This window comes from Streptomyces sp. NPDC021020, assembly GCF_044333285.1.
Classification (GTDB): Bacteria; Actinomycetota; Actinomycetes; order Streptomycetales; family Streptomycetaceae; genus Actinacidiphila.
In genome coordinates this window covers 915,657-941,158 of sequence record NZ_JBIRQQ010000002.1, presented here as the reverse complement: position 1 = coordinate 941,158, position 25,502 = coordinate 915,657, and the positions used below count along the sequence as shown (strand labels likewise).

Sequence of the window (25,502 nt, the reverse complement as noted above, 5' to 3'; positions counted from 1 at the left end):
AGGAGAACGGAGTGCCATGAGGATCGTCGCGATCGAGCACATGACCCTGGACGGCGTCGTGCAGGCGCCCGGCCGCCCCGACGAGGACACGCGCGGCGGTTTCACCGCCGGGGGCTGGGCCGCCGAGCGCGCCGGGGACGGGACGGTCGCCCGGATCTGGGGCGAGCGGCTGTCCGCGGGCAGCGGCTTCCTCCTCGGCCGCCGCACCTACGACGACGTGCTCGGGCACTGGAACGCCGAGGGCGGTCCCTTCCGCGACGCGCTCAACGCGGCCCCGAAGTACGTCGCCTCCCGCAGCCTGGCCGAGCCGCTGCCGTGGCCGAATTCGGCGCTGCTCGGCGGTGACGTGCCCGCCGCGGTGGCCGGGCTACGGCAGGCCCCCGGCGGGGACCTGCACATCATGGGCAGCGCGGAGCTGGTCGCCTCGCTCGCGGCGCACGGCCTCGTCGACACGTACGTGCTGTGCGTGCACCCGATCGTGCTGGGCGCGGGCCGCCGGCTGTTCGCGGAGGGCTTCGCGCCCGCGGCCTTCGAGGCCGTCGAGGTGACACCGACGCCGAGCGGTGTGGTCGTCGCCGTGTACGCGTCGGCCGCGGCGTCGTCGTAGGCCGCCGGGGCGTCAGGCCGTGTGCAGGACCGCCGCCATGTCCGCGGCGGGCAGTTCCGCGGTGTAGACGTCGGTGCCGGGCTGGTGCTTGCGGCCGCCGGCCGCGAGCGGACCGGCGTCGACGGGGTCGAAGCCGATCTCGCGGATGAGACCGGACACGACCTTCTTGGCCTTGGCGTCGTCGCCGGAGACGGGGATGGCCAGCCGCTCGGGGTCGCCCTCGGGGCGGCCGCGGTCGCGCAGGTTCTCCCAGAAGATGGCGTTGAAGGCCTTCACCACGTCGCCGCCGGTCACCGCGCGGACCTTCTCGCTCGACGTGGTGGAGCCGTCGTCGAGGTCGGCCTCGTGGCCGTCGCGCTGCGGGTAGTAGTTGCAGGTGTCGACGACGATCTTGCCGCTCAGCTCGTTGCGGGGCAGCTCGTCGATCCGGCCGTAGGGGATGCTCACCACGGCCACCTCGCCGAAGCCCGCGGCCTCGGCGGCGGTGACGGCCCGCAGCCCGCCGCCGATGTCGGCGGTCAGGCCCGCGAGGGTCTCCGGGCCGCGGGAGTTGGCGATCGCGACCTGGTGGCCGGCCGCGGCGAAGTGGCGGGCGAGCGTGGAGCCGATGTGGCCGGCCCCGATGATTCCGATACGCATGCGTCGTGCTCCTTGGCGTGTAGGGGGGGTATGTGCGCGGCCCGTTCAGGGAGCGCAGGGCGCGCAGGCCGGGCCGCCCGCGGGGCGCGGTCCGAGCGGGACGCCGTTGCGGCGCAGCACCTCGCGGACGTCCAGGATCAGCGGGAAGACCTCGTGGTTGCGGTCCTCGCCCTGCTCGTCCCAGGCCCGCTGCTCGGCTTCGACGGCCATCCGGTCCTCGGCGAAGACGCGTTCGGTGAAGCGCCGGATGAGCGGCCAGGCCAGCTGGAGCACGCCGGGGACGCGCGGCTTCTCGATCATGAGCAGCCCGTAGACGTGGCAGGTGCGCTGTTCGGCGTCCTCCGGCACGTACGCCGCCCACAGCCGGAAGGCCGGGCGCGCGGCGCCCTCCGGCACCAGGTCGAGGGTCTGGTAGGGGTATTCGGTGCGGATGGTCATCACGTCGCTGGAGTCGGAGCCGCCGAGGCCCTCCCGGGCCAGCAGGTTGGCGCCGCGGTTGCGCTTGCCGCCGTCGTGCCGGAAGAGGTAGCGGGCCTCGACCGACCGCGGGCCGGTGCGCGCGTCCAGCAGCCGCGGGCGGAGCTTGCCGACGACACCGCGGTGCAGGAACTGGTGGTTCATGTCGAGCAGGTTCTCGTGCATGAAGGAGTAGTGGCAGCGCACGGTCCGCGAGTAGGTCATGGTCCGGTAGCCGGCCGGGCCGTACGCGGGCAGCTCCGGCAGGGTGGCGGTCTGCGCCATGGCCGGGTCGCCGGGGAAGACGAACACCATGCCGTAGGCCTCGCGGACGGGGTAGCCGCGCACCCCGCGCGGCGGCCGGGCGTCGCCCTTGGACAGGTAGGGGATCTGCGAGATCCGCCCGTCCCCGCGGTAGGCCCAGGCGTGGTAGCAGCAGCGCAGCGTGTCGCCGTCCACCACGCCCATGCTCAGCGGCACCTGGCGGTGGGCGCAGCGGTCCTCCAGCGCGTGCACGGCGCCGCTGCGGCCGCGGTAGAGGGCGATGCGCTCCCCGGCGAAGGCGGTCGCGACGGCCTTGCCGCGGCGCACCTCGCGGGAGAGCGCGACGGGATACCAGTGGTCGGGGCTCAGACCGACCCGCCGCAGGTCGGGCGGTGCGGCGCGGCCCGGCTCCCGCTCCCCCGCCCGCCGGGCCCGCCCCGCCACCTCCTGCTCCGGCCCGATCGTCGCGGTGGCCTCGGTGTCGTTGTCGGTCATGCCTCTCCCTCGCACGCGGGACGGCGGGGCGTACGGGCGCGCCGCCGCGGGCGCACCGGGCAGCCCCCGGGCACTGTCCATCCTGGGCCGCCCGCGGCGAGCCCGCCGGGTCTGCGCGCCCGGACAGGCGACGTCCCGCGCGGTCAGCCGCTCCGGCGGGCGCGGAAGGCGGCCGCCTTCGTGCGGTTCTGGCAGGCGGTGGAGCAGAAGTGGCGGGCCGAGTTGCGGGAGGTGTCGACGTAGACGCGGTCGCAGGCGGTGGCCGCGCACACCCCGAGGCGCCCGGCGAGGCCGCCGCCGAGGAGGACGGCCAGCCCGGTGGCGCAGCCCGCGCCCCAGCCGACCGCGAGGGAGTCGTCGCGGCCGTGGAAGTGCAGCTGCCAGCCGCGGTCGGGGTCCCGGTCGAGCTGCGGCCGGGCGCCGCGGGCCAGCAGCAGCGCGTTGAGGGTCTCCGCCGCGTCGTCCAGCCGCCCGCCGCCCGCGGCCTCGAACACCTCGCGCAACCGCCCCGCCGTGCCGGCCAGCTCGTCGGCCTCGGCCTGCGTGACGGGATACCGCTTCGGTACGGACAGCGCCGCCTGTACGGCCCGGCAGCGCTCCGGGCCGCGCGGCGCGGTGTAGTCGCGGCCGCGCGCCAGGCCGTCCGTGAGGTCGTTCACCAGCGCCACGGACGCCTCCAGCAGCCGCTGCATGTGACTGTCGAACAGCACTTGACCAGTTACTCCTCTCGCACATAACGTCATCACTGACGATACCCGTTTCGCCAGTCACGGAGGTACGCCGGTGGGTCTGCCGCGCGCTGTCCGCGTCCTGCTCCTGGCCCGTGTCGTGAACCGGCTCGGTGCCTTCTCCGTCCCCTTCCTTGCCGCCCTGCTCACCACCGACTTCCACACCGGGCTGGCCTCCGCCGGGCTGGTCACCGCGGCCTTCGGCCTGGCGTCGATCCCCTCCCGGCTGATCGGCGGGCGGCTCGCCGACTCGCTCGGCGCCCGCCGCACCGTCGTGCTCGGCCTCACCGGCTGCTCCCTCGCCCAGCTGGGCCTGGCCGCCGCCCGTTCCCTGCCCGCGGCCGCGCTCGCGGCCGTCGTCCTCGGGCTGGCCTTCGAACTGTACGAGCCGCCCAGCCAGGCGCTGCTGGCCGACCTCGCGGGACCGGCGGGAAAGGTCCGGGCCTTCAGCCTCTTCAACGCCGCCCTCGCGCTCGGCGGCATCGGGGCCGGACTGCTCGCGGCGCTGCTCGGCCGCTGGGACCTGCGCTGGCTGTTCGTCGCCGACGCGGTGAGCTGCCTGCTGTGCGCGGCCCTGGTACGGTTCGCCGTCCCGGCGGACCGCAGGGCGGATCACCCGGACGGGCCGCCGGCAGCCGCCGCGTCGCCGTGGCGGGACCGCCGGCTGCTGGTCATGCTGGCCCTCGGCACCGGCTACGCCCTGCTCTGCATGCAGACCCTCACCATGCTGCCGCTCTCCCTGGCCGCCCGCGGCCTGCACACCGCCGACGCCGGGCTGATCTTCACCGTCTCCGCCGTCACGGTGATCTGCGCCCAGCCGCTGCTGCGGCTGCGCCGGGTGGCCGAACTGCCCGCGCACACCGCGCTCCTCGCGGGCCACCTGCTGCTCGCGGCCGGGCTGCTCGGATACGCGGCCGCCCACGGCCTGCCCGCCGCGGCCGCCGCCACCGTACCCTGCGGGCTGGGCGAACTGCTGGTCATGGGCCGGGCGTACGCACTCGTGGCCGACCTCGCCCCGCCCGCCGCGACCGGCCGCTACCTCGCCGTCTTCGGCACCTGCTGGGGCTTCGCCGGAGTGGCGGCCCCGCTGCTGGGCACGCAGGTGCTCGCCCGTACGGGGCCGGGCCCGCTGTGGTCCGCGATGGCGGCCCTGGCCCTCGCCCTGGCCGCCGCCCAACTCCTCACCCCGCGCCCGCCGCTCGCGCGCGCCCCGGCGAACGGCCCGGCGGTGGCCGGCGCCGGACGGACCGCGGGCGAACCGGCGGGGTGAGCGCGGGGGCGGTCCCGCGGGGTCCGAGCGGTCAGTCGGAAGCGACCTTGACGGGCTGACCGCCGGTCAGGGACAGCAGCTCGTCGAAGGTCAGCGGCATCACGGTGTGCGGTGTGCCGGCCGCGGCCCAGACCACCGGGTGCTCGCGCAGCGCCTCGTCGACCACCGTGCGCACGGGCGCGGGGTGGCCGATCGGGGCCACCCCGCCGATCGCCTGGCCGGTGACCCGCCGGACCTCGTTCGCCGAGGCCATCGCGATGTCCAGCGCCCCGGCGTTCGCCGCGAGCAGTTCGGTGTCGACGCGGTGCCGCCCGCTCGTCATGACGAGCAGCGGCTCGCCGTCGGCGAGGAAGAGCAGGCTGCTGGCGATGGCCCCGACCGCGCAGCCGAGCGCGTCCGCCGCCTGCGCGGCCGTACGGGTGGAGTCCGGCAGCTCGCGCACCCGGACGGTGAGGCCCGCGGCCACGAGCTGCTGCTGGACGATGCGGCTGCGGGCGGGCAGGTGCTGGTCGTCGGTCATGGTGGAGCGTCCCTTCCGTGCGGGCCGTTCGGGCGGCCCGCACCGATTCGGTGCGGATGGCGGTGCGGTCGGACCCGGGAGAGGGTCCACGAGAAGGCCGGGCAGACGGTTCGGGAGCAGGACCGGGCGCTCACACGCCGGGACTCTCCGCCCCGCCGCCCGGGTAGTGCATGAGGAGGACGACCTCGGCGGGGCCGCCGAGCGCGCGGAAGCGGTGCGGCCGGTCGCCCGGGTAACGCGCGCTCTCCCCCGGACCCAGCTCCCGTTCGGCGTCCGCGGGCCCGACGCGTACCCGGCCGCGTACCACCGTCACGGTCTCCTCGACGCCCGCGGCGTGCGGCGCCGAGTCCTGCCGCGTCTCGTCCAGCACGGCCCGGTAGACCTCGACGAGCTGCGGGCCGACCGGCCACCGGCCCAGCAGCACCGCGGCGACGGACTCGCCGCGCACGGCTCCCGTACCCGCGGCGCCGATGTCGGGCGGCGCGTCCGGCAGCAGTGCGCCGAGCGGGGCCTCCAGCGCGGTGGTGAGCGCGAAGAGGGTGTCGAGCCTGGCTCCGCGCCGGTCGTTCTCCAGCTCCGAGATCGTGCCCTTGCCGATCCCGCTGCGCCGCGCCAGCTCGGACAGCGAGCATCCGCGCTCGCTCCGCAGCCGCCGCAGCCGGGCGCCCAGCGTCTCGTCCACTCCGTGCCACCACCGTTCTGTTAACAGAACGCTAGCACGCCGCACGGGAGTTGCCGCCTCGCCAGGCGTCCGCCCCTGGCGAGGCGGAATCTCCCGGGCGCGACCACCCGGCCGTAATTCCCCTTCCCCGTTTCGCTTTTCCGGTTCAGGCAGAACCCTTGCCAGCCCGTCAGAAGCCGCCCTATCCTCGCGGGAAACAGAAAGCGCTTTCTAAAACGGGGGCTTATTCGGAAGGGGAAACACCACGATGAGACGAGCAGCAGCCCTGCAGATCGGCGCGGTCAGCGCCACACTGGCCCTCGCGGTCGCGACCGGCGCGGTCCTGTTAGGCGAGCAGGCCTCGGCGGCGGCGACAGCGAGCGGCGCGAGCGGCTACGCGAGCCAGAACGGCGGCACCACCGGCGGCGCGGGCGGCCAGACCGTGAAGGCCACCACGGGCGCGGAGATCAACGCGGCCCTGTGCAACCGGGCGAGCACCAGCACCCCGATCACCATCCAGGTCGAGGGCACCATCAACCACGGCAACACCGCCAAGGCGTCCGGCAGTTGCAGCACCGCCGACGACGTCATCGACCTCAAGCAGATCAGCAACGTCACGATCGAGGGCGTCGGCAGCGGCGCGGTCTTCGACCAACTGGGCATCCACGTGCGGGAGTCCAGCAACATCATCATCCAGAACGTGACCGTCCAGAACGTCAAGAAGTCCGGCTCGCCGACCTCCAACGGCGGCGACGCCATCGGCATGGAGACCGACGTCCACAACGTCTGGGTCGACCATGTGAGCCTGCTGGCGTCCGGCGGTGAGGACGAGGGGTACGACAGCCTCTTCGACCTCAAGCACAACACCCAGTACGTGACGCTGTCCTACAGCACGCTGCGCAACTCCGGCCGCGGCGGCCTCGTCGGCAGCAGCGACAGCGACCTGGCCAGCAGCTTCATCACCTACCACCACGACCTGTACGAGAACATCGACTCCCGCGCCCCGCTGCTGCGCGGCGGCACCGCGCACAGCTACGACAACTACTACGTGAGCCTCAACAAGTCCGGCATCAACCCCCGGGCGGGCGCCCACGCGAAGATCGAGAACAACTACTTCAAGGACTCCAAGGACGTCATCGGCACCTTCTACACCGACCTGATGGGCTACTGGCAGGTCAGCGGCAACATCTACGACAACGTCACATGGACCGCCGACGGCTCCGAGAACCACCCCGCCGGGCCGGACCCGCAGTCCAACACGACGGTGAGCATCCCGTACTCCTACACCATGGACGCCGCGAGCTGCGTGCCGTCGGTCGTGACCCGGACGGCGGGCGCGGGCAAGGGGCTGCTGGTGTCGGACGGCAACTGCTCGACGCAGTCGCCGACGGCGCCGCCCACCACCCCCACCCCGAGCACGTCCACGACGTCCTCCCCCACCACCCCGCCGACCCAGCCCGCCGGCACCAACCTCAGCCTGGCCTCCGGGGCCGGCGCGGACGGTTCCAGCAAGGCCTCGGGCACCAGCTACGGCAACGTCCGCGACGGCGACCTGGGCACCTACTGGTCACCGAGCGGCACGACGGGCTCCGTCTCGGTCAAGTGGGGCTCCGCCACGGCGGTTTCCTCGGCCGTCATCCGCGAGTCCGCGGGGGCGACCGGCCGCATCGGCGCCTGGAGCCTGGTGGACGCCGACACCGGCGCGGTCCTGAAGTCCGGCAGCGGGGCGGGCACCATCAGCTTCCCGAAGACCTCGCTGAAGAAGATCACCTTCCAGATCACCGGCGCGTCGGGCACTCCGCAGGTCGCCGAGTTCGAGACCTACGCCTGAGCTGCGCCCGACCCGCGGCTGACCCGCGGCCTCGATCCGCCACCGTTCCGCGGTTGGTTCGGGATCGATTCGGGGTCGATTCGCGCAAGCGCTTTCCCTCGTATGCCCGGCGGGAATCCCCCATTCCCGCCGGGCATATGACGGGTCATGCCCCCGCGACCGGCGCGGCCAGGTGCGGGAAGCGGAATTCGGTGCGGGTGTGGTGGGCGGTCGCGGGGCGCAGGACCGTGGAGGGGTAGCCGGGGCGGTTCGGGGAGTCGGGGAAGTGCTGGGTCTCGAAGCAGACGCCGGTGTGGCGGGTGTAGGGGGTGCCCTGCGGGCCGCGGTGGGTGCCGTCGAGGTTGTTGCCGGTGTAGAGCTGGAGGCCGGGTTCGGTGGTCCAGACCGTCATCCGGCGGCCGCTTCCCGGGTGGTCGACGCGGGCGGCGCGGCGCAGGGCGCCGGGGGCGGGCGCGGGGTCGAGGACGTAGCAGTGGTCGTAGCCGCCTGCCGCGGTGAGCTGCGGGTGGTCCTCGGCGATGCGGGCCCCGATCGGCCGCGGGTCGGTGAAGTCGAAGGGGGTGCCGGCCGCGGGCTCCTCGGGGCCGAGCGGGATGGCCTCCGGGTCGACGGGCAGGTAGGAGGCGGCGTCCAGCGCGAGGACGTGGCCGAGGACGTCCCCGGCGCCGGCTCCGGCGAGGTTGAAGTAGGCGTGGTGGGTGAGGTTGACGACGGTGGGCCGGTCGGTGCCGGCCCGGTAGTCCAGGGCGAGGGTGCCGTCGGCGTCCAGCGTGTAGGTGACGCTGACGTCCAGGGCGCCGGGGAAGCCCATGTCGCCGTCCGGGCTGTGCAGGTCGAGGACGACGGAGACGGTGCCGTCGTCGGGGCGCGGGCCGGGGCGGGCCTGCCACAGCCGGCGGTGGAAGCCGTCCGGGCCGCCGTGCAGGGCATGGCCGCGGTCGTTGGCGGGGACGTGGTGCACCGCGCCGTCCAGCGTGAAGCGGCCGCGCGCGATGCGGTTGGCGTAGCGGCCGACGACCGCGCCCAGGAAGGGCTGCTCGGCGGCGTACTGCTCCATCCCCGGCAGGCCGAGGACGATGTCGGCGGGCCGCCCCTGCGCGTCCGGCACCCGCAGGCTGTGCAGGGTGGCGCCGTAGGTGAGCACCTCCGCGCTGACCCCGCTCGGGGAGCGGAGCGTCCAGCGGTGCACGGTCTCGCCGCCGGGCGCGGTGCCGAAGGGCGCGCTGACCAGGGAGGCACGGGGCATGGTCGTCCTCGGGTACGGGCGGCCGGTACCGGCCGCGGTCGACAGGGGATGGGGCCAGCATGTCAGGGCCGGGCAGGCGGCTGAGCAGCGGGTTCCCGGTTCCGGGCAGGTCTCAGCTTCTGCGCACGGCCGTGGATTCGCGGGCGATGAGCCGGTAGCCGGGCTCGATACGGCGCGGCGCGGGAGGTTCGGCGGCGTCCCGCCGGTCGATGCGCTCGACGAGGCAGTCCACCGCGAGCCGGGCGAGTGCCGCTTTGTCCGGGGAGACGGTGCTGAGCGACACGCTCCCGTAGCGGCCCTCCTCTATGTCGTCGAAGCCGACGACGGCGACGTCGTCGGGCACCCGCAGGCCGCGTTCGACGAGGGTGCGCATCGCGCCGATGGCCATGAGGTCGTTGTACGCGAAGACCGCGTCGGGGCGCTCCTCGCGGTCGAGCAGCGCGGCCATCGCCGCCGCGCCGTCCCGCCGGTCGTAGCCCTCGGTGGCCACGACCATCGACTCGTCGGGTTCCAGACCGGCCGCCAGGATGGCCTGGCGCCAGCCGCGCAGCCGCAGATGGGCGGGCTGCCGGGTGCTCTCCCGGCGGGCGCCGAGGTAGGCGATCCGGCGGCGGCCGATGTCGAGCAGGTGGCGTACGGCGGCGCGGGCCGCCCCGACGTTGTCGACCATGATGTGGTCGTAGGGCGCGTCGTACTCGCGCTCGCCCAGGAGCACCATCGGCGGGCCGTCGCCGCGGGCGGCGAGGTCCTCGTTCTCCAGCCGGATCGGGCTGAGGATCAGCCCGTCGATGACGTGGGCGCCGAAGCCCTGGGTGACCAGCATCTCCTTCTCGCGGGAGCCCGCGGTGTGGTCGAGCAGCACGGTCAGGCTGTGCCGGGCGGCGGCGTCGATGACGGCGCCGGCGACCTCCGCGAAGTACGGGTTGCCGAGCTCCGGTATGGCCAGCGCGATGATGCCGGTGCGGCCCTTGCGCAGGTGGCGGGCGGTCAGGTTGGGGCGGTAGCCGAGGTCGTCGATCGCGCGCTGGACCCGCGCCCGGGTGGTGGGTGTGACGTGCGGGTAGTCGTTGACGACGTTGGAGACGGTCTTCACCGACACGCCGGCGCGCAGTGCGACATCTTTGAGGCTGACGCCCACGGCTTTCCTTTCTTGCGGGCTCTGGGTGGCGGGACGGGCCCGGCCGTGGGGTACGGCCGGGCCCGGCACGCCGGGCACGGGCGTCCGGAGCGGTCACTCCAGTTGCTGGGTGCGGCTGAGCAGGGTCTGCAGCAGCACTACCACAGCGAGGAAACCGCCGTTGACGGCGTCGGTGAACGCCGAGCCGTACTGCGAGAAGTAGTGGTCGATCAGATTGTGGATGACGGCCAGCAGCAGCACGCCGCACGCCGTGCCGCCGACCGAGCCGCTGCCGCCGGTCAGCAGGGTGCCGCCGATGACGACGGCGGCGATGGCGGTGAGTTCGTAGCCGACGCCGATCGTGGTGACGCCGGAGCCGAGCCGGGCGCCGCCCAGCGCCCCGGCCGCGGCGGCCAGGGTGCCGGACAGCGCGTAGACGAGCGTCTTGGCGCGCACGACCGGCAGGCCGAGCAGTCCTGCCGCGTTCTCGTTGCCGCCGATCGCGGTGAGGGTGGCGCCGAAGCGGGTGCGGGTGAGCAGCAGCGCCCCGAGCAGGAAGAGGCCCGCGACGATCAGCACCGGTGTCCACACCCCCTCGCCCAGCGAGCGGAAGGCGGAGTGCTGCGGGACGAGGTAGGTGGTGGAGCCCTCGTCGGTGACGGCCTGCATCAGCCCGCGCAGGCCCAGCAGTCCGGCGAGGGTGACGATGAAGGGTGCCATGCGGCCGCGGGCGATCAGCAGTCCCTGGAGCGAGCCCCAGGCCGCGCCGACGGCGAGCGGCAGCACGATCGCCAGGGCGCTGCCGTGCCGGGAGCCGTACGCGCCGAGGACCCCACCGAGCGCGTACATCGACCCCACCGACAGGTCGATGCCGCCGGTCATGATGACGAAGGTCATGCCGAGCGCGAGCAGCCACACGAAGGCGTTGTTGCCGAGGATGCCGCTGATGTTGGACCAGGTCGGGAAGGTGGACGAGGTCGCCGAGGCGACGGCCACGACGAGGGCGAGGACGGCGAGCGCGCCGAGCTTCTGCACCCGGGCGGCGATCCGCTCGCCGGAGGTGGTGCGCGGGGCGGTGGCGGCCGCCGCGGTCGCGGGCGGCGCTGCGGTGGAGGTCATCGGCTACCCCGTTCCTGCGAGGCGTACACGGCGAGGGCGATGATCGCGGCCTCCACCATCTGGGTGTAGGAGGTGTGGACGTTGTGCTGGGTCAGCACGGCGGAGATGAGCTGCATGAACAGCGCGCCCGCCACCGTGCCGAGGACGCGCACCCGGCCGCCGCTGAGCGGCGTGCCGCCGACGACGACGGCGGTGATGGCGCTCAGCTCCATGTTGAGGCCCTGGTTGGACGGGTCGGCCTCGGCGCCGTGCCCGACGATGAGCACCCCGGCGAGCGCGGCGAGCACACCGGAGATCACGTAGACGGTGACGAGCACCCGCCGGACCGGAAGGCCCGCGAGCCGGGCGGCCGGGCGGTTGTCGCCGATCGCGACGAGCTGCCGGCCGAAGGTGGTACGCCGCACCAGCAGTCCGGTGAGCAGCGCGCAGCCCGCGGCGATCCAGGCCATCTCGGGGATGCCGGCGACGCTGCTCGTGCCCAGGTCCAGCAGGGCGCCGTCGGTGACGGGCTTGGCGGAGGCGCCGTTGACGATCTCGGCCAGGCCCCGTACGCCGATCATCAGCGAGAGCGTCGCCACGATGGGCTGGACGCGGGCGAAGGCGACCATGGCGCCGCCGACCGCGCCGGACGCGGCGCCCATCAGCAGCGCGACGGCCAGCACGCCGGGCAGGCCGTAACCGGCGTAGAGCGGGACGGCGGAGGCGGCGAGCGCGATCACGGCGCCGACCGACAGGTCGATGCCCTCGGTGCCGATCACCAGCGCCATGCCGAGCGCGACGAGCAGGGTGGGGGCGACCTGGAAGAGCTGGACGCGGATGTTGCTCATCTCGACGAACGAGGTGTCGAGCCCCACGGCCACCAGGAAGAGCACGGCGAGGGCGGCGTAGACGCCGTAGTCCTGCATCAGGCGCAGCAGCCGGGCGCGGTCCGGGACCGCCCGGCCGCCCCAGGTGAGGGAGGTCATCGCCGGTTCTCCTTGGCGGGTGCGGGTGCGGACCCGGCCGCCGGGGCGGCGGGGCCCGGGCCGGGGTCGTCGGGATCCGGATCCTCGGGATCCGGGCCGTCGGGATCCGAACCGTCCGGGTCCGGGTCGTCGGGGGACAGCGCGGGGGCGGCGGCCAGGGCGGCGAGCAGCCTCTCCTCGGTGACGTCGTCGCCCGCCAGATGGCCGACGACATGGCCGTCCTTGAGGACGACGACGCGGTCCGAGCCCTCGATCAGCTCCTCCAGGTCGGAGGAGATGAGGAGCACGCCCAGCCCGTCGCCCGCCAGTTCGTCGATAAGGGCCTGGACCTCGGCCTTGGCGCCGACGTCGATGCCGCGGGTCGGCTCGTCGAGCAGCAGCGCCTTGGGGTTCAGGCACAGCCAGCGGGCGAGCAGCACCTTCTGCTGGTTGCCGCCGGACAGGTCGCCGACCCGCTGGTCGGGGCTGGAGGCCTTGATACGCAGCCGCTTCATGAAGAAGTCGACGACCTCGTCCTGCCGCTCCCGGGAGACCAGGCCCGCCCGGGACAGCCGCGGCAGCGCGGCCAGCGAGATGTTCTCCCGCACCGACAGGCTGGGGATGACGCCCTCGGCCTTGCGGTCCTCGGGCAGCATGACGACCCCGGCCCGGATCGCGGCGGCGGGGCTGCGGTGGCGCAGTTCCCGCCCCTCGACCTCGACCGTGCCGCTCTCGGTGGCCAGCGCCCCGACGATCGCCCTGGCCGTCTCGCTGCGGCCCGCGCCCAGCAGGCCGCCGAGCCCGACGACCTCGCCGGGCCGGACGTCCACCGAGACGCCGTGCACCCGGTGGCGCACGGTCAGGTCGCGGGCCCGCAGGACGGGTTCGGCGTCGGCGCCGTCGCGGCGGGCGGCGTCGAAGGCGGTGGTGCCCTTCTCGCGGACGGCGCCCATCTCCCGGCCGAGCATGAGGGAGATGAGCCGGAGCCGGTCCAGGCCCGCCATGTCGCCGGTGTGGACGACGGCGCCGTCGCGCATCACCGTCACCCGGTCGCACACGGCGTACAGCTCGTCGAGCCGGTGGCTGACGTAGACCACCGCGATGCCCTGCCGCTTGAGGTCGCGGATGACGGAGAAGAGCGTCTCGACCTCGCGGGGTTCGAGCGAGGAGGTCGGCTCGTCCATGATGACGACGCGGGCCTCGATCCCTACCGCGCGGGCCAGCGCGACCATCTGCTGCGCCCCGAGGCCCAGGGAGCGCAAGGGACGGGTGACGTCGACGTCCACCCCGTAGCGGCCGAGGACGTCGGCGGCCCGCCGGTTCATCGCGGCGACGTCGACCAGGCCGAAGCGGCGCGGCTCGCGGCCGAGGAAGAGGTTGCGGGCCACCGACATCAGCGGGATGAGGTTGACCTCCTGGTAGATCGTGGAGATGCCCGCGGCCTGCGCCTCCAGGGGGTTGCGGAAGTCGCGGTCCCGCCCGTCCAGCCGTACCGTGCCGCGGTCGGGGCGGTGGACGCCCGTCATCACCTTGATGAGGGTGGACTTGCCCGCGCCGTTCTCGCCGATGAGGGCGTGCACCTCCGCGGGACGCAGTGCGAAGCCCACGTCCCGCAGCGCGTGCACCCCGGCGAATGCCTTGTCCACCCCCGCCACTTCCAGTACGGGGCCCGCGCCGGCCGCCTTCTGCTGCTGGACCAACTCTTCCTCCTGGTAGGGCTACGGGCTGACGGGCGGACCGCGGTCGGTCAGTACACGAGACCCTGGTCGAGGGCCTGCTTGGCGTTGGCGGAGGTGAAGTGGCCGTCCTTGATGATCACCTTGTCCGGCACGCCCTTGGTCCCGTAGAAGTCCTGGAGGGACTGGAAGGCGAGCGGTCCGAAGCGCGGGTTGGTCTCGATGTCGGCGGCCAGCTGGCCCGCGGCGACGTCCTGGACGGCCTGCTGGATGCCGTCGATGGAGACGATCTTGACGTCCTTGCCGGGCGTCTTGCCCGCGGCGCGGATGGCCTGGACGGCGCCGAGCGCCATCTCGTCGTTCTCGGCGTAGACGGCGTTGATGTCGGAGTGCGCCTGGAGCAGCTGCTCCATGACCTTCTGGCCGTCGGTCTGGGCGAAGTTGCCGGTCTGCGAGGCGACGACCTGGATGTTCGGGTACTTCGCCTTGACCTGGTCCTGGAAGCCCTTGGTGCGGTCGGTGGTGACGTTGTTGCCCGGGGTGCCGGTCAGGATCGCGACATGGGCCTTGCCGCCGGTGGCCTGGGCGAGGTCGTCGGCGGCGATCTGCGCCTGGCCGTAGAAGTTCGAGCCGATGAAGGCGATGAAGTCGGTGCAGGCGGCGCCGGTGACGGTCCGGTCGATCGTGAGGACCGGGATCTTCTTGGCCTTGGCCTGGGCGAGCGCGGGGCCGAGGCCGTCGGAGTTCTCCGGCGCCACGATCAGGACCTTGGCGCCCTGCGCGATCATGTCCTCGATCTGCGAGTTCTGGGTGTTGACGTCGGCATTGGCGTTGCGCTCGATGAGCTTCACGCCGAGCCGCTTCGCCTCGTTCTCGATGCTCTTGGTCTCGGTCGCGCGGAAGGGGTTGCTGGTGGACTCCGACTGCGAGAAGCCGACCACCGTGCTGCCGTCCGTGATGTCGAGCTTGGGGACGCCGCCGCCGTACTGCTGGGAGGTGCAGCCGGCCCCGGCGGCGGAGTCGGTGGGGGTGACGACCTGCTGGGAGGCGGCCGTGTTGTCGGCGGCCGAGGACGACGGGCCCGAAGCCTTGTCGTCGTTGCCCGAGTTGGTGCAGGCGCTGGCGGCCAGGCACAGGCCGGCGGCGAGCACGGCGGCGGCGACGGACCGGGCCGGCGGACGGGTGGTCATACGACGGATCACATCCTCATCGAGGTGGTCGTGACATGCGGTCGGGAACGGACGGAGCCGAGGACCGGGGAAGGGCGGAGACGCGAGCGGGGCGGTCGCGCGGGGGTGGGCCGACCGGGCTGGAGCGAGGTAGTACAACGATGTAGAGGGACCATCGAGTATCGGACAGGGACGTGTCAAGACGCGGTACGAAAAGCGTTCCCGGAAGTGCCCCGAGGACGCTCTCCCGGCGCCCTCCCGAGGGCCCTTCCACGCGTCCTGGCACCCGCTCCGAGCAGCCGTTGTCTGCCCACGTGACGTCAAATGACCAGGTCAGCAAGCTGTGTTGCAAAGCCGGCAGGCACCGACCGCCGGTCGTGGCACCGACTGGAATTGCCGCTGCGCAAGGTCTGGACAGGCCGCGCGCTCCGTGCTGTCATCGTGCTGCCCCACGCTTTACATCGTTGAACGGCATGATCGAACGAGCGCAGTGCACGACCCTCTGACGGGTGGCGGCGGTGGTGGTGCCTCCGCCGCCGCCACCTGCACGGCGCCCAGCGGGTCGGCAACCGCCGCCCGCTGTTTCGGTGGCCGGGCGGCAGCTCCCTTCCCCCACTCCACAGGAGCGCGTCATGCGACAGACACCACAGGAAACACCCGCACCACCCGGCAGGGAAACACCCCCCACCACGCCGTCCCGTGCGGCGGCTCTCCTCGCGGCCGCGCGCCGCTGGCCGGCCCGCGCCCTGGGATCGGCCGTCGCCGTCCTCGCGCTGGTGCTGGGCACCCTCCTCGCGCTGCCGACCGCCTCCCAGGCGGCCGGCTCGCTGCCGTGCGACATCTACGCCGCGGCGGGCACGCCCTGCGTGGCCGCGCACAGCACGGTGCGGGCCCTCTTCTCCGGCTACAACGGCCCGCTCTACCAGGTCACCCGCGCCTCGGACGGCGCGACCGCCGACATCGGGCTGCTGGCCCAGGGCGGTTACGCCGACGCCGAGCACCAGGACACCTTCTGCGGCGGCACCACCTGCCGCATCAGCAAGGTCTACGACCAGACGAGCCGGCACAGCGACCTGCTACCCGGCCCGGCCGGCGGCGCGGGCGGCGTGGACCGCGGCGCGGACGCGAGCGAGATCGCCGTCCACGCGGGCGGCCACAAGGTCTACGGCATCTGGGTCTCGCCGGGTGTCGGCTACCGCTACACCGGTGCCGCCCCGGGCGTCCCGGTCAACGGCCACGCCGAGGGCGTCTACATGGTCGCCAGCGGCACGCACGTCGGCTCGGACTGCTGCTTCGACTACGGCAACGCCGAGAGCACCCCGTACGACACCGGCAACGGTCACATGGACGCCGTCAGCATCGCCACCACCTGCTACTTCTCCCCCTGTACCGGCTCGGGCCCATGGGTCGAGGCGGACATGGAGAACGGCATGTTCCAGGGCGACAACGGCTCCAACACCGCCAACCTCGGCAACAGCAGCCCCTACGTCACGGCCGTGCTGAAGAACGACGGGCAGACGACGTACGCGATCAAGGGCGGCAACTCGCAGAGCGGCGGGCTGTCGACCTGGTGGAGCGGCGGGCTGCCGACCCGCAGCGGATACCGGCCCATGCACCAGGAGGGCGGCATCATCCTCGGCACGGGCGGTGACAACAGCAACCGCAACATGGGCACCTTCTTCGAGGGCGCCATGGTCGCCGGCTACCCCACCGACGCGGCCGAGAGCGCGGTGCAGGCGAACGTCGTCGCGGCCGGCTACAGCGGGCAGACCAACGTGCCCAACGGCCCGCAGGGGACGGTCACCGGCCCCGGCGGCAAGTGCGTGGACGTCGCCGCCGACGACACCGGTGTCAACGGCACCGGCGTGCAACTGTGGGACTGCCAGACCTACGCCGAGGACCAGCACTGGTCGCACAACGCCAACGGGTCGCTGAGCACGATCGGCCGCTGCCTGGACATCAACGGCAACGGCACCGCCAACGGCACCCAGGTCGAGCTGTGGGACTGCAACGGCGCCGGCGGGCAGAAGTTCGTCCAGCGCGCGGACGGCTCGCTGTTCAACCCGCAGTCCGGCCGCTGCCTCGACTCCCCCGACGGCGCCACCGGCAACGGCACCCGGCTGCGCATCTGGGACTGCAACGGCTCCGCCGCCCAGCGCTTCACCGTCAACGGCGGCGCCCCGGTCGCGGGTCCCGGCGGCAAGTGCGTGGACGTCGCCTCCGACGACACCGGCACCAACGGCTCGGCGGTGCAGCTGTGGGACTGCCAGTCCTGGGCGGTCGACCAGCACTGGTTCCACAACGCCAACGGCTCGCTCGGTACGCTCGGCCGCTGCCTGGACATCAACGGCAACGGCACCGCCAACGGCACCCAGGTCGAGCTGTGGGACTGCAACGGCGCCGGCGGCCAGGTCTGGAACCAGCGTTCGGACGGGACGCTGTTCAACCCGCAGTCCGGCCGCTGCCTCGACTCCCCGAGCGGCGCCACCGCCAACGGCACCCGGCTCCAGATCTGGGACTGCAACGCCTCCGCCGCCCAGCAGTTCGCCCTGAGCTGACCCTCGGGTCCCCGATCGGGACGGCCCGGGGCACGGGGGTGCGGCTCCCCCCGTGCCCCGGGCCGTCCGCCTGCCGGGGGCGGGCCCGGCAAGAACCCGGCGGAAACCCGCTGGCGCGACGGCGCGGTGGCGGTCGAGCATGCAGGGCATGAGCGATCAGCCCGAGCGATGGACCCAGGCCACCGTTTACCCCGACATGTGGACCGACCCCGACGACGACCCCCGCGACAACGGCGCCGGCCCGGAGGGCGAGGCCGCCACGCTGCACGACTATCTGACGAACTACCGGATCACCGTGCGGATGAAGTGCGAGGGCCTGGACGCCGGGCAGCTCGCCCGGCGCTCCGTGCCGCCCTCGACGATGTCGCTGCTGGGCCTGCTCCGGCACCTCGCCGAGGTGGAGCGGGACTGGCGCAACTGGCTCGGCGAGGGCGAGCCGGAGCCCAGGATCTACGGTCCGAAGGACGCGGATTTCCTCGGCGCCGTCGCCGACCCGGCGGTGGTCGACGCCGCCTGGGCCGACCTGGAGCGCGAGCAGGCCGCGACCGACGCGGCGCTGGCCGCCCACCCGGACCTCGGCGAGCGGATCGGGATCAGCAAGGACGGGTTCGCGATCCGGGAGCTGCTGGTGCACCGGGTCGAGGAGTACGCCCGGCACAGCGGCCACGCCGACCTGCTGCGCGAGTGCGTCGACGGCCGGGTGGGGCAGTGACACCGGTCCCGCGCCCCCGAACTCCCGCCGCTGCCACGGCGGAAGGCCGCGCCGCCGGGCTGTCGGCGGCGGGCCGTAGGCTGTGCGGGTGACGGACGCGCGACTGGACGTGCTGCTGTCGGCGGCCGAGCCCGGCGACGAGCAGCGGATAAGGGAACGCCTCGGCCTGCCCGCGCGGGAGCCGGAATCCGGTGCCGAACCGCCCGGGCTGTGGAGCGCCGTGCGGTGGGTCTCGTCGGCCAGGGTGCCCGCGGCGGTCGCGCTGTGGATGCTGGAGTGCGACCGGCCGGAGATCAACGAGATCGTCTTCATGGGCGCGCGGGTGAGCCCGGCCGTCCGCCGGGACATTCGGCTGGGCCTGCCGTTCGGCGACCGCACGGCCGGGGTTCTCCCGGTCTCCCGGCAGGTCCGCACGGCGCGTGTCGACTTCGCGGAGGCCGACGCGGACGGCGCGGTCGCCGCGCTGCGCGCGGTGCGGTCGATGAAGGCGGGCCGGACGGCCGCCGCCCTTGTCCGGCGGGAGCACTGGGACACCGTGGACGCGGAGGACCGCGCGCACCCTCTGCCCGGTTACGCGCGCTGGGCGCTGGCGATCCGGATCGACTGCCCGGAGCCGCTGCGCGAGCGGCTCGGCGCCGGGCACCCGTCGTTCGCGTACCGGATGCGGCAGGCCGGGATCATCGCCCGCCCGGGGGGTTACGTCCGCGAGTGGGGCCCGGCGCGCGACGTGCTGGACGTGCTCGCCGCCGGGCGGTGGGCCTTCCCGGCCCGGCTGCGGGAGGCCCGGGCAGAGCTGCGACCGCTGGTCGGCGACCGGCTCGGCGGGAACACGGAGGCGTGGGCCGTCGCCGCCCAGCTGCTGCCGACGTTCGCCGGTACGGTCCCGGAGCTCGTCGTGACGGCGGGCGCCGTCGCCTGAACCACCGTACGGGCGCGGGGCGTTGCCCTGCGCGTGCACGTACGGACCGGTTGCCGGAGGGTGCGGGGCGGCTGGATTCGAACCAGCGTGATCCGGTTTTGGAGACCGAGCGTCTGCCTCTGCGCTACGACCCCGCGGGGTGATCCTAGGGCGCGACGCCCCTGTGGAAAACCTGGCGGCGTTGTCGCCGCCGGCTGGTACCAATGGATGCGTCAGGTGCGGAGCAGGGGAAGAACGCGGGGGGCGGGGCACATGGGGTACGGGGAGCGGGGAGGGCACCGCCATGTCGTCGATCTGGCGGACCGCCGGGCCCTGGAGCGGTGGCGGCCGGCCGACGCGGAGGTCACGGCCGAGGCGCGGCGGCTCAAGGAAGCGGCGCTGCTGGACTTCGGGCTGAGCGAGTCGGCGGTGGCGTCCTGGCTGTACGCGAAGTGCCGGCACCAGATCGCGACCACGGCGGTCGGCACCGCCGCGGTGGTCGCGAGTGGCGACGGCAGCTGCCTGCTGCTGTACAACCCGGAGTTCTTCGTGGCGCTGGGCCTGGACGGCGTGAAGTTCGTGCTCTTCCACGAGGCGCGGCATCTGGTGCACCGCCATCTGTTCGCCGAGCCGGAGCTGCGCGCCGACCCGGTCTTCACCCTCGCCGCCGAGGTGTCCATCAACCATGTCGCCCTGGTGCGGCTCGGCCGGGACACACTGCCCCTGGTGGACGGCGAACCCACGGGCATCGACCCGGCCGCGGTCCACCGCGCCTACACCGAGGATCTGCTGGCGCACGGCCGGGATCCCGTGGACTACGCGGCGTTCACCGCCACCGACATGTCCGTGCACCGCGAGCTGAAGCGGATGCGGCATCCGCCGGTGACCGAGCCGCGCTGCCTGCACCTGACGGAGGGCGCGGTGCCGGCCGACCAGGAGACCGTGGACCGGACGGCCGGTTCGGTGCTGCTCAACACGCTGCTCGCCGCCCGCCGCGGGCACACCGGGGCGGAGGGCGAGCTGCTGGACCTGATGGACCGTACGGAGGGGGCCGGCGAGCGGGTGTCCCGGCTGTGGGGGCGGCTCGGCACGGGCGCGCTGCGCGGCACGACCACCGCGACCGGCCGGGTGGACTGGTGGCAGCGCTGGCTGGTGGACGTCCTCGCCTCCAAGCTGCGGGAGGGCGAGCGGCTGGTCTACCCCAAGAAGCGCGGGGCGCTGCTGGCCGCGCTCGGCGCCGACCCGATGCTGTCGCGCCGCGGCCCGGTCCGGGACAAGGTGCTGGTCATCGCCTACGACACGTCCGGTTCGATGCCCGGCCACGTGGTGCACTGGCTGACGCGGCTGGTCGGGGCGATCGACGGGGTGCAGGCGCACTGGCTGTCCTTCGACGGCGCGGTGATGCCCTTCCGGCCCGGCGAGCGCGTCTACGGCGGTGGCGGTACGAGCTTCGCCGTCGTCGCCGACTACGTGGAGGGCCGTACCGCCCTCGACGGGCGGCTCTTCGAGGAGCGGCCGGACGCGGTGGTGGTCCTCACCGACGGCTACGCGCCGCACATCACCCCCGCGGAGCCGGACAAGTGGATCTGGCTCATCACCGAGGGCGGCGACGACTGGCCCGACGCCCACCACCCGCCGATGGCCTGCCATCGCGTCACGACAGGATCGACATGAGCACCGCCGTCACCCCGCCCCCGCCGTCCGTTCCGGGCACGGTCCCGGTACCGCGCGGCTGGCGGCCGAACGCCACCTACCCGCGGCCGCCGGAGGGCGGGGCGGCCGTGTCCCGGCTGGAGTCGTTCATCGACGCGATGATCGACATGGGCCAGACCGGGCAGGTCTTCGGCGAGCACGGCATCGGCAAGACCGCGACCTTCTTCTCCCATGTCGCCGAGGCCTACCCGCAGGCCGCGCTGGTCTTCGTGCCAGCCGCCAACCTGACCCCCGACGACCTGCTCGTCAACGCGCCCGTGCGGGATCCGGCGACCGGCGAACTGGTGCTGCGCCAACTGGTGATGAGCCAGCTGAAGCCCGGCCGGCCCTTCGTGCTGCTCATCGACGACTCGCTCCAGGCGGGCGAGACGATCCAGAGCCAATTGATGCAGGTCGCCTGCAACTGGACGCTGGGCGAGTACGACCTGCGCGCGCTGGGCTGCATCGGCGTCTTCCTCACCGACAACGAGTCGCTGGCCGAGACGGCGGCGCGGCGCAGCGACCTCGCGATCCTGGACCGCATGGTGACCGTGCGGATCTCCGCGAACGACACGGCGTGGCGCGTCAAGCTGGCCCAGAAGTACCGGGACCGGGATCTGGGCGGGGTGTTCACCGTGTGGGCGTCGCTGTCCCCGGCGCTGCGCGAGGCGCTGTCGCCGCGCACCCTGGACCACATCCTCGCCAACGCGTGCGAGGGCTTCCCGCTGCGCTGGGGCCTGCCGCTGGTCAACGGCGAGCGGCTGCGGCTCACCGAGCAGCTGCCCGACGGCAGGCCGGGCCCGGACCGCACGGCCGAGGTGCTCGACCGGCTCGCGGGCGCGCTCGGCGTACCGAACCCGGCGGCCGTCGCCGACCCGGTGCGCAAGGTGCTGCGCGCGGCGCTGCGCAACCGCTGGGCGGTGCTGCTCCAGGGTCCGCCGGGCTGCGGGAAGACGGAGCTGGTGCGGCAGACCGTGCGCGACGGGCTGGGCGGCCGGGAGGCGCTGTACTTCTCGCTGCCGGTCACCAACGTCGAGGACCTGTGCGCCCCGGTGCCGACCGCCGACGGGTCGCTGGACAACCTGCTGGCGAAGGGCTTCACCGGCCCGGAGCCGAAGGTGATCGTCTGGGACGAGTACAACCGCCCCAAGGACAAGGCGGCGTTCGCCAAGCTCATGGAGATCACCCAGGAGTGGTCGCTCGCGGGCCGTCCGATACCCGGCCTGCGGGCGCAGATAGCCCTGCAGAACCCGCCGTACCACCTGGGCCGCAAGCTCCAGGTGGCGCGCAACAACATCGCCCAGGCCACCCGCTTCACGGTCTCGCTGACGGTGGAGCCGCAGGACATCCCGGCGAACGAGTGGCTGATCGCGAAGTACGGCGCCGTCGCCGAGACGGTGCTGGAGTGGTGGAAGCACGACATCGACGAGGAGGGGCGCGCCTGGATCACCAAGCGCACGATGGAGCGGCTGGTCAAGCTGCACCAGCGGGGGCTGCCGCTGGAGATGGGCACGGTCTACCTCGGCGACGGCGAGTACGCGCCCGTCCCGCTGACGGCGCTCGTCGAGCGGCTCGCCAACCGGCCGGTGACGGGGCTTCGGGAGCTGGCCGCGGACGTCGGGCGCTGGGAGGAGCGGCTGCGGCGGGCGGCCGACGGCTCCAGCGAGGGCGGCGCGGACAGCGACGTGGTGCACCAGGTCATCGCCAACGCCGAGCTGTCGCAGCTGCGGCGGCACCGCAAGGCGGTCGCGCGGCTGGTGGCGCTGCTGCCGCCCAAGCTCCGGGCGACGTACCTGGTCGGCGCGTCGGACGCGCACCAGCGCTTCTGGACAGAGGTGTTCGCCGCGCTGCCGCGCTGATCCCCCGCGGGGTCAGGGCGCCGGGGGCGCGGTGCGGTGGACGCTGCGGACAGCGGCGACGTCGGGCGGGGTGGCGGGCATCGGCAGATGGGCGCTGAGCGCGTCGAGGCGGCGGCGGACGCTGGTGGCGACGCCCTTGCCCAGGACGAAGCGGGTCGCGGTCGCCGCCGCGGGGGCCGCGTCGAGCAGCCGGTGGGCCTCGCGGCTGCGCATGCCGGTGTGGGAGAGCACGAGGTGGGCCAGCCGGTGCGGGGCGGCGGCCAGGGCCAGGCCGATGGCGGTGGCGGCCTCGGTGTCGACGCGGTTGTCGGGGGCGCCGAGGGTGCCCGCGGCCCTGACCCGGCCGAGGTCGAGCAGCTCCACACCGGCCGCCGCCGCGGCCCCGGTCAGGCGGGCGGTGGCGCGCGGACCGATGCCGTTGCTCGCGACCGACAGCCGGGCGAGCCGCCCGTGGGGGGCGCGTTCGAGTGCCGACGCCAGCAGCAGGGCGCCGTCGTCGCCCAGCCCGCACGCGGACGCGTAGAGCTCGTCGAGCGCGCCGGCCGCGAGCAGGGCGGCCAGCGGCGCCGCCCCGGGGGCGCCCAGCGGGTTGCCGCCGACGTAGAGCCGCTCGATGCGGCGGCCGGCCGCGGCCGCGGCGAGCAGCGTCTCCGCGAGCACCGCGGCGCCCGCGGCGTCCAGCCCTGTCTGGACGAGGTCGAGGGTGCGCAGCGAGGCCGCGGCGGCGACGAGTTCGGCGGCCGCCTGCCCGCCACCCGTGCCCAGCGGGTTGCGCTTGAGCCATACACCGGTCACGACGTGCTGGGAGGCGCGGACGCTGTCGGCGATCCGGCAGGCCCCGGCCGCGGTGATGCCGTTGCAGCCGAGGTAGAGCGTCTCCACGGAGCTGCCCGCGGTGCGGTCGGCGATGTCCGCGGCCCCCTCGTCGCCGAGTCCGTCGGTGCCGAGCAGCAGGTGCCGCACGCCGCCCGCGGCCGACTCGGCCCCGCCGTCCGCGGACCGCAGCGCCTCCCCGAGGAGCCGGGCGCCGTCGGGCCCGAGGGCCTGCTTGCACAGGTCGAGCCGCCCGTCCGGCAGCGCGGTCCCGGCCGGGAAGTCCAGCCGCCCCGCCACCGGGCCGCCGGTCCGCAGCCAGGCCAGCAGCGGCGCGAGGTCCCGTACGGAGCGCGGGACCACGGGCGGCACACCGGCGTACGCCCCGGCGCCGGACCCCGTACCGGTCGGTGTTCCCCGGCCCCCCGACGCCCCGGGCGGACCGCCCACGGCGGGCTCCCCCGGCGACCCCGGACCGCCCATCGCGGGCTCCCCCGGCGACCCCGGCCCCGCGGCAGGGTCGCCCGCGCCCGCCGCCCCGCTCTCCCGGCCCGGCGTCACCACTCCGCCTCCCGGTAGTCCTTGAGGAACACCCCCGAGACAGGCTCCCCCGCCTCCCCGCGCACGATCGGGTCGTAGACGCGGGCCGCGCCGTCCACGACGTCCAGCGGGGTGCGGAAGCCGTGGGCGGCGATCCGCGCCTTCTTCGGCGCCGGGTTCTCGTCGGTGATCCACCCGGTGTCGACGCTGCACATGTGGACGCCCCGGGCGGCGAGTTCGGGCCCACTGGTGCGGGTGAGCATGTTGAGGGCCGCCTTGGCCATGTTGGTGTGCGGGTGTCCCGAGGTCTTGTTGCGTACCGCGAAGCGCCCCTCGACGGCGGTGACGTTGACGATGTAGCGCCGCGGGCGGGGCGAGGCCAGCAGCAGCGGCAGCAGCCGGTCGGCGAGCAGGGCGGGAGCGAGGGCGTTCACCAGCTGCGTCTCCAGCAGCTCCGCCGGGTCGAGATCGCCGATCCTGGCCGACCAGGAGTTGGCCGGCGCGAGGTCGGGCAGCAGCCCCGCCTCGTCCGTCACCGCGGCGTGCCCGGAGCCCGGCAGCAGGGGGCCGCCGACCGGGGCGAGGCCGAGCACCGCGCGGACGCCCGCCGTGCCCTCCGCTTCGGCAGGCGCGCCCGGCAGCGCGGACGTCGGGCGGTAGCCGGGAGCGCGCAGCACCCCGGCGGGCAGCGGCCCCGCCTCGCCCGCGGCCAGGGCGGCGTACGACTGCGGCGGGCGGCGCACCGTCTGGGCGGCGTTGTTGACCAGGATGTCCAGCGGCTCGCCCGCCGCCGTCAGCTCCGCGCACAGCCCGAGGACCTGGCGCGGGTCGCGCAGGTCGACGGCGACGACGGTGAGCCGGTCGAGCCAGCCGCCGCTTCCCTCGGCGGCCCGGAAACGGCGCACCGTGTCGTGCGGGAAGCGGCTGGTGACGAGGACGTGGGCGCCGTCCCTGAGCATCATCAGCGCGAGCTGGAAGCCGATCTTCACCCGCCCGCCGGTGAGCAGCACCCGTCTGCCGCGCAGGTCCGTCGCGAGCGAGCGGCGCGCGGTGTTGTCGGCCGCGCAGTCCGGGCACAGCGCGTGGTAGAAGGAATCGGCCTGCCGGTAGGGCGACTTGCAGATGTAGCAGCGCTTCGGCCGCGGGTAGTCGCCGGGCCCGCCCGCGCCGGGGGCGGGCAGCGCGAGCGGCGCGTCCTCGCGCCGCTCCCTGGCCCCGGTCGCGGTGGCCCCCGCGACGGCGGCCTCGGCGGCCGCCCGCTCCTGCACGCGTTCCCGCTTGCGCTGCCGGCGCCCGTCGCGCACGAAGGACGCGGCGACCTGCTCGGCCCGCAGCCGTACGGAATCGTCGGCGGGCAGCGCGCGCAGCCGGCCGACCGTGCGGTGGAAGGCCGCCAGCTCGTCGTCGGGGACGTGCCCCTCCCCCGTCACGCCCCGCTCCCCTCGTCCAAGACCGTGACCCCGACCGGATTCGAACCGGCGTATCCGTCCTGCAAAGACGGCGCGCCTGCCTCTGCGCTACGGGGTCCCGCGTGCCGTGCCTGCCCGGCCGGCCGGATTCGAACCGGCGTCCTCCCCTGAGCAAGGGGCTGCGCCTGCCTCTGCGCTACGGACGGGCATTGCCGATGATCGTACGACCCGCCGGGCGGCCCCGGCGAGCGGGTCCGGACAAGGGGCCCGGACCCGCGG

The 25,502-nt window shown here is 74.1% G+C and carries 21 protein-coding genes and 3 tRNA genes; 8 read left to right on the top strand and 16 right to left on the bottom strand.

Features of this window, described 5'->3' with window-relative positions:
• The first annotated feature begins 16 nt into the window (after positions 1-16).
• On the top strand, positions 17-607 hold the full coding sequence (locus ACH4SL_RS08415) for a dihydrofolate reductase family protein (protein WP_398442649.1): 591 nt from the start codon (positions 17-19) through the stop codon (positions 605-607).
• A 12-nt stretch (positions 608-619) separates the two neighbouring features.
• Here the strand turns inward: ACH4SL_RS08415 and ACH4SL_RS08410 are convergent, their stop codons facing one another.
• The 3 genes from ACH4SL_RS08410 to ACH4SL_RS08400 form a co-directional block, all read right to left on the bottom strand.
• Positions 620-1,246 (bottom strand): NADPH-dependent F420 reductase, encoded by a 627-nt coding sequence (locus tag ACH4SL_RS08410; protein WP_398442648.1) that lies wholly within the window; start codon positions 1,244-1,246, stop codon positions 620-622.
• Between the two features lie 45 nt (positions 1,247-1,291).
• The gene (locus ACH4SL_RS08405) at positions 1,292-2,461 is read right to left on the bottom strand and encodes a Rieske 2Fe-2S domain-containing protein (protein WP_398442647.1); all 1,170 of its coding nucleotides are present in this window, start codon (positions 2,459-2,461) and stop codon (positions 1,292-1,294) included.
• Between the two features lie 143 nt (positions 2,462-2,604).
• Positions 2,605-3,171 (bottom strand): CGNR zinc finger domain-containing protein, encoded by a 567-nt coding sequence (locus tag ACH4SL_RS08400; RefSeq protein ID WP_398442646.1) that lies wholly within the window; start codon positions 3,169-3,171, stop codon positions 2,605-2,607.
• 73 nt (positions 3,172-3,244) lie between these two features.
• Here ACH4SL_RS08400 and ACH4SL_RS08395 point away from each other — a divergent pair, with 73 nt between their 5' ends.
• On the top strand, positions 3,245-4,459 hold the full coding sequence (locus tag ACH4SL_RS08395; protein ID WP_398442645.1) for an MFS transporter: 1,215 nt from the start codon (positions 3,245-3,247) through the stop codon (positions 4,457-4,459).
• A 31-nt stretch (positions 4,460-4,490) separates the two neighbouring features.
• Here the strand turns inward: ACH4SL_RS08395 and ACH4SL_RS08390 are convergent, their stop codons facing one another.
• Positions 4,491-4,979, bottom strand: coding sequence for a YbaK/EbsC family protein (locus ACH4SL_RS08390; RefSeq protein WP_398442644.1), 489 nt, complete (start codon positions 4,977-4,979; stop codon positions 4,491-4,493).
• A gap of 130 nt (positions 4,980-5,109) precedes the next feature.
• Positions 5,110-5,661, bottom strand: coding sequence for a helix-turn-helix domain-containing protein (locus ACH4SL_RS08385; protein ID WP_398442643.1), 552 nt, complete (start codon positions 5,659-5,661; stop codon positions 5,110-5,112).
• Positions 5,662-5,908: 247 nt separating this feature from the next.
• On the opposite strand from ACH4SL_RS08385, the gene ACH4SL_RS08380 reads away from it, so the two are divergent.
• Positions 5,909-7,471, top strand: coding sequence for a polysaccharide lyase family 1 protein (locus ACH4SL_RS08380; RefSeq protein WP_398442642.1), 1,563 nt, complete (start codon positions 5,909-5,911; stop codon positions 7,469-7,471).
• A 145-nt stretch (positions 7,472-7,616) separates the two neighbouring features.
• Here the strand turns inward: ACH4SL_RS08380 and ACH4SL_RS08375 are convergent, their stop codons facing one another.
• The 6 genes from ACH4SL_RS08375 to ACH4SL_RS08350 form a co-directional block, all read right to left on the bottom strand.
• The gene (locus tag ACH4SL_RS08375; RefSeq protein ID WP_398442641.1) at positions 7,617-8,717 is read right to left on the bottom strand and encodes an aldose epimerase family protein; all 1,101 of its coding nucleotides are present in this window, start codon (positions 8,715-8,717) and stop codon (positions 7,617-7,619) included.
• A 112-nt stretch (positions 8,718-8,829) separates the two neighbouring features.
• Positions 8,830-9,855 (bottom strand): LacI family DNA-binding transcriptional regulator, encoded by a 1,026-nt coding sequence (locus ACH4SL_RS08370; RefSeq protein WP_398442640.1) that lies wholly within the window; start codon positions 9,853-9,855, stop codon positions 8,830-8,832.
• 93 nt (positions 9,856-9,948) lie between these two features.
• A complete protein-coding gene (locus tag ACH4SL_RS08365) occupies positions 9,949-10,953 on the bottom strand; it encodes an ABC transporter permease (protein WP_398442639.1) in 1,005 nt (334 codons plus the stop codon).
• Positions 10,950-11,918 (bottom strand): ABC transporter permease, encoded by a 969-nt coding sequence (locus ACH4SL_RS08360; protein WP_398442638.1) that lies wholly within the window; start codon positions 11,916-11,918, stop codon positions 10,950-10,952. Before ACH4SL_RS08360 ends, ACH4SL_RS08365 begins: the two co-directional genes overlap by 4 nt.
• Positions 11,915-13,597: a sugar ABC transporter ATP-binding protein gene (locus ACH4SL_RS08355; protein ID WP_398442637.1), complete on the bottom strand. Its 1,683-nt coding sequence runs from the start codon at positions 13,595-13,597 to the stop codon at positions 11,915-11,917. The genes ACH4SL_RS08360 and ACH4SL_RS08355 overlap by 4 nt, the downstream gene beginning before the upstream one ends.
• 47 nt (positions 13,598-13,644) lie before the next feature.
• Positions 13,645-14,763, bottom strand: a complete 1,119-nt coding sequence (locus tag ACH4SL_RS08350) for an ABC transporter substrate-binding protein (RefSeq protein WP_398442636.1) — start codon at positions 14,761-14,763, stop codon at positions 13,645-13,647.
• A 611-nt stretch (positions 14,764-15,374) separates the two neighbouring features.
• Between ACH4SL_RS08350 and ACH4SL_RS08345 the strand changes: the two genes are divergently transcribed.
• From ACH4SL_RS08345 to ACH4SL_RS08335, 3 genes are all read left to right on the top strand, one after another.
• Positions 15,375-17,300, top strand: coding sequence for an arabinofuranosidase catalytic domain-containing protein (locus ACH4SL_RS08345; protein WP_398442635.1), 1,926 nt, complete (start codon positions 15,375-15,377; stop codon positions 17,298-17,300).
• A gap of 148 nt (positions 17,301-17,448) precedes the next feature.
• Positions 17,449-18,012, top strand: a complete 564-nt coding sequence (locus ACH4SL_RS08340) for a DUF664 domain-containing protein (protein ID WP_398442634.1) — start codon at positions 17,449-17,451, stop codon at positions 18,010-18,012.
• Between the two features lie 88 nt (positions 18,013-18,100).
• The gene (locus ACH4SL_RS08335) at positions 18,101-18,931 is read left to right on the top strand and encodes a hypothetical protein (RefSeq protein ID WP_398442633.1); all 831 of its coding nucleotides are present in this window, start codon (positions 18,101-18,103) and stop codon (positions 18,929-18,931) included.
• A 61-nt stretch (positions 18,932-18,992) separates the two neighbouring features.
• Here ACH4SL_RS08335 and ACH4SL_RS08330 read toward each other — a convergent pair.
• Positions 18,993-19,067 (bottom strand) — tRNA-Trp (locus ACH4SL_RS08330).
• A 116-nt stretch (positions 19,068-19,183) separates the two neighbouring features.
• Here ACH4SL_RS08330 and ACH4SL_RS08325 point away from each other — a divergent pair.
• Both ACH4SL_RS08325 and ACH4SL_RS08320 read left to right on the top strand, forming a co-directional pair.
• Positions 19,184-20,584, top strand: coding sequence for a hypothetical protein (locus ACH4SL_RS08325; RefSeq protein WP_398442632.1), 1,401 nt, complete (start codon positions 19,184-19,186; stop codon positions 20,582-20,584).
• Entirely contained in the window at positions 20,581-22,461 is a 1,881-nt protein-coding gene (locus ACH4SL_RS08320; RefSeq protein ID WP_398442631.1) for an AAA family ATPase, read from the top strand. Before ACH4SL_RS08325 ends, ACH4SL_RS08320 begins: the two co-directional genes overlap by 4 nt.
• A 12-nt stretch (positions 22,462-22,473) precedes the next feature.
• On the opposite strand, the gene ACH4SL_RS08315 is transcribed toward ACH4SL_RS08320, so the two are convergent.
• From ACH4SL_RS08315 to ACH4SL_RS08300, 4 genes are all read right to left on the bottom strand, one after another.
• Positions 22,474-23,637, bottom strand: coding sequence for a ribonuclease inhibitor (locus ACH4SL_RS08315; RefSeq protein WP_398442630.1), 1,164 nt, complete (start codon positions 23,635-23,637; stop codon positions 22,474-22,476).
• A gap of 194 nt (positions 23,638-23,831) precedes the next feature.
• Positions 23,832-25,244 (bottom strand): SDR family oxidoreductase, encoded by a 1,413-nt coding sequence (locus ACH4SL_RS08310; protein WP_398442629.1) that lies wholly within the window; start codon positions 25,242-25,244, stop codon positions 23,832-23,834.
• Positions 25,245-25,269: 25 nt separating this feature from the next.
• Positions 25,270-25,341: transfer RNA gene (locus tag ACH4SL_RS08305), tRNA-Ala, on the bottom strand.
• 16 nt (positions 25,342-25,357) lie between these two features.
• A tRNA-Ser gene (locus ACH4SL_RS08300) sits at positions 25,358-25,429 on the bottom strand.
• Positions 25,430-25,502: the final 73 nt, after the last annotated feature.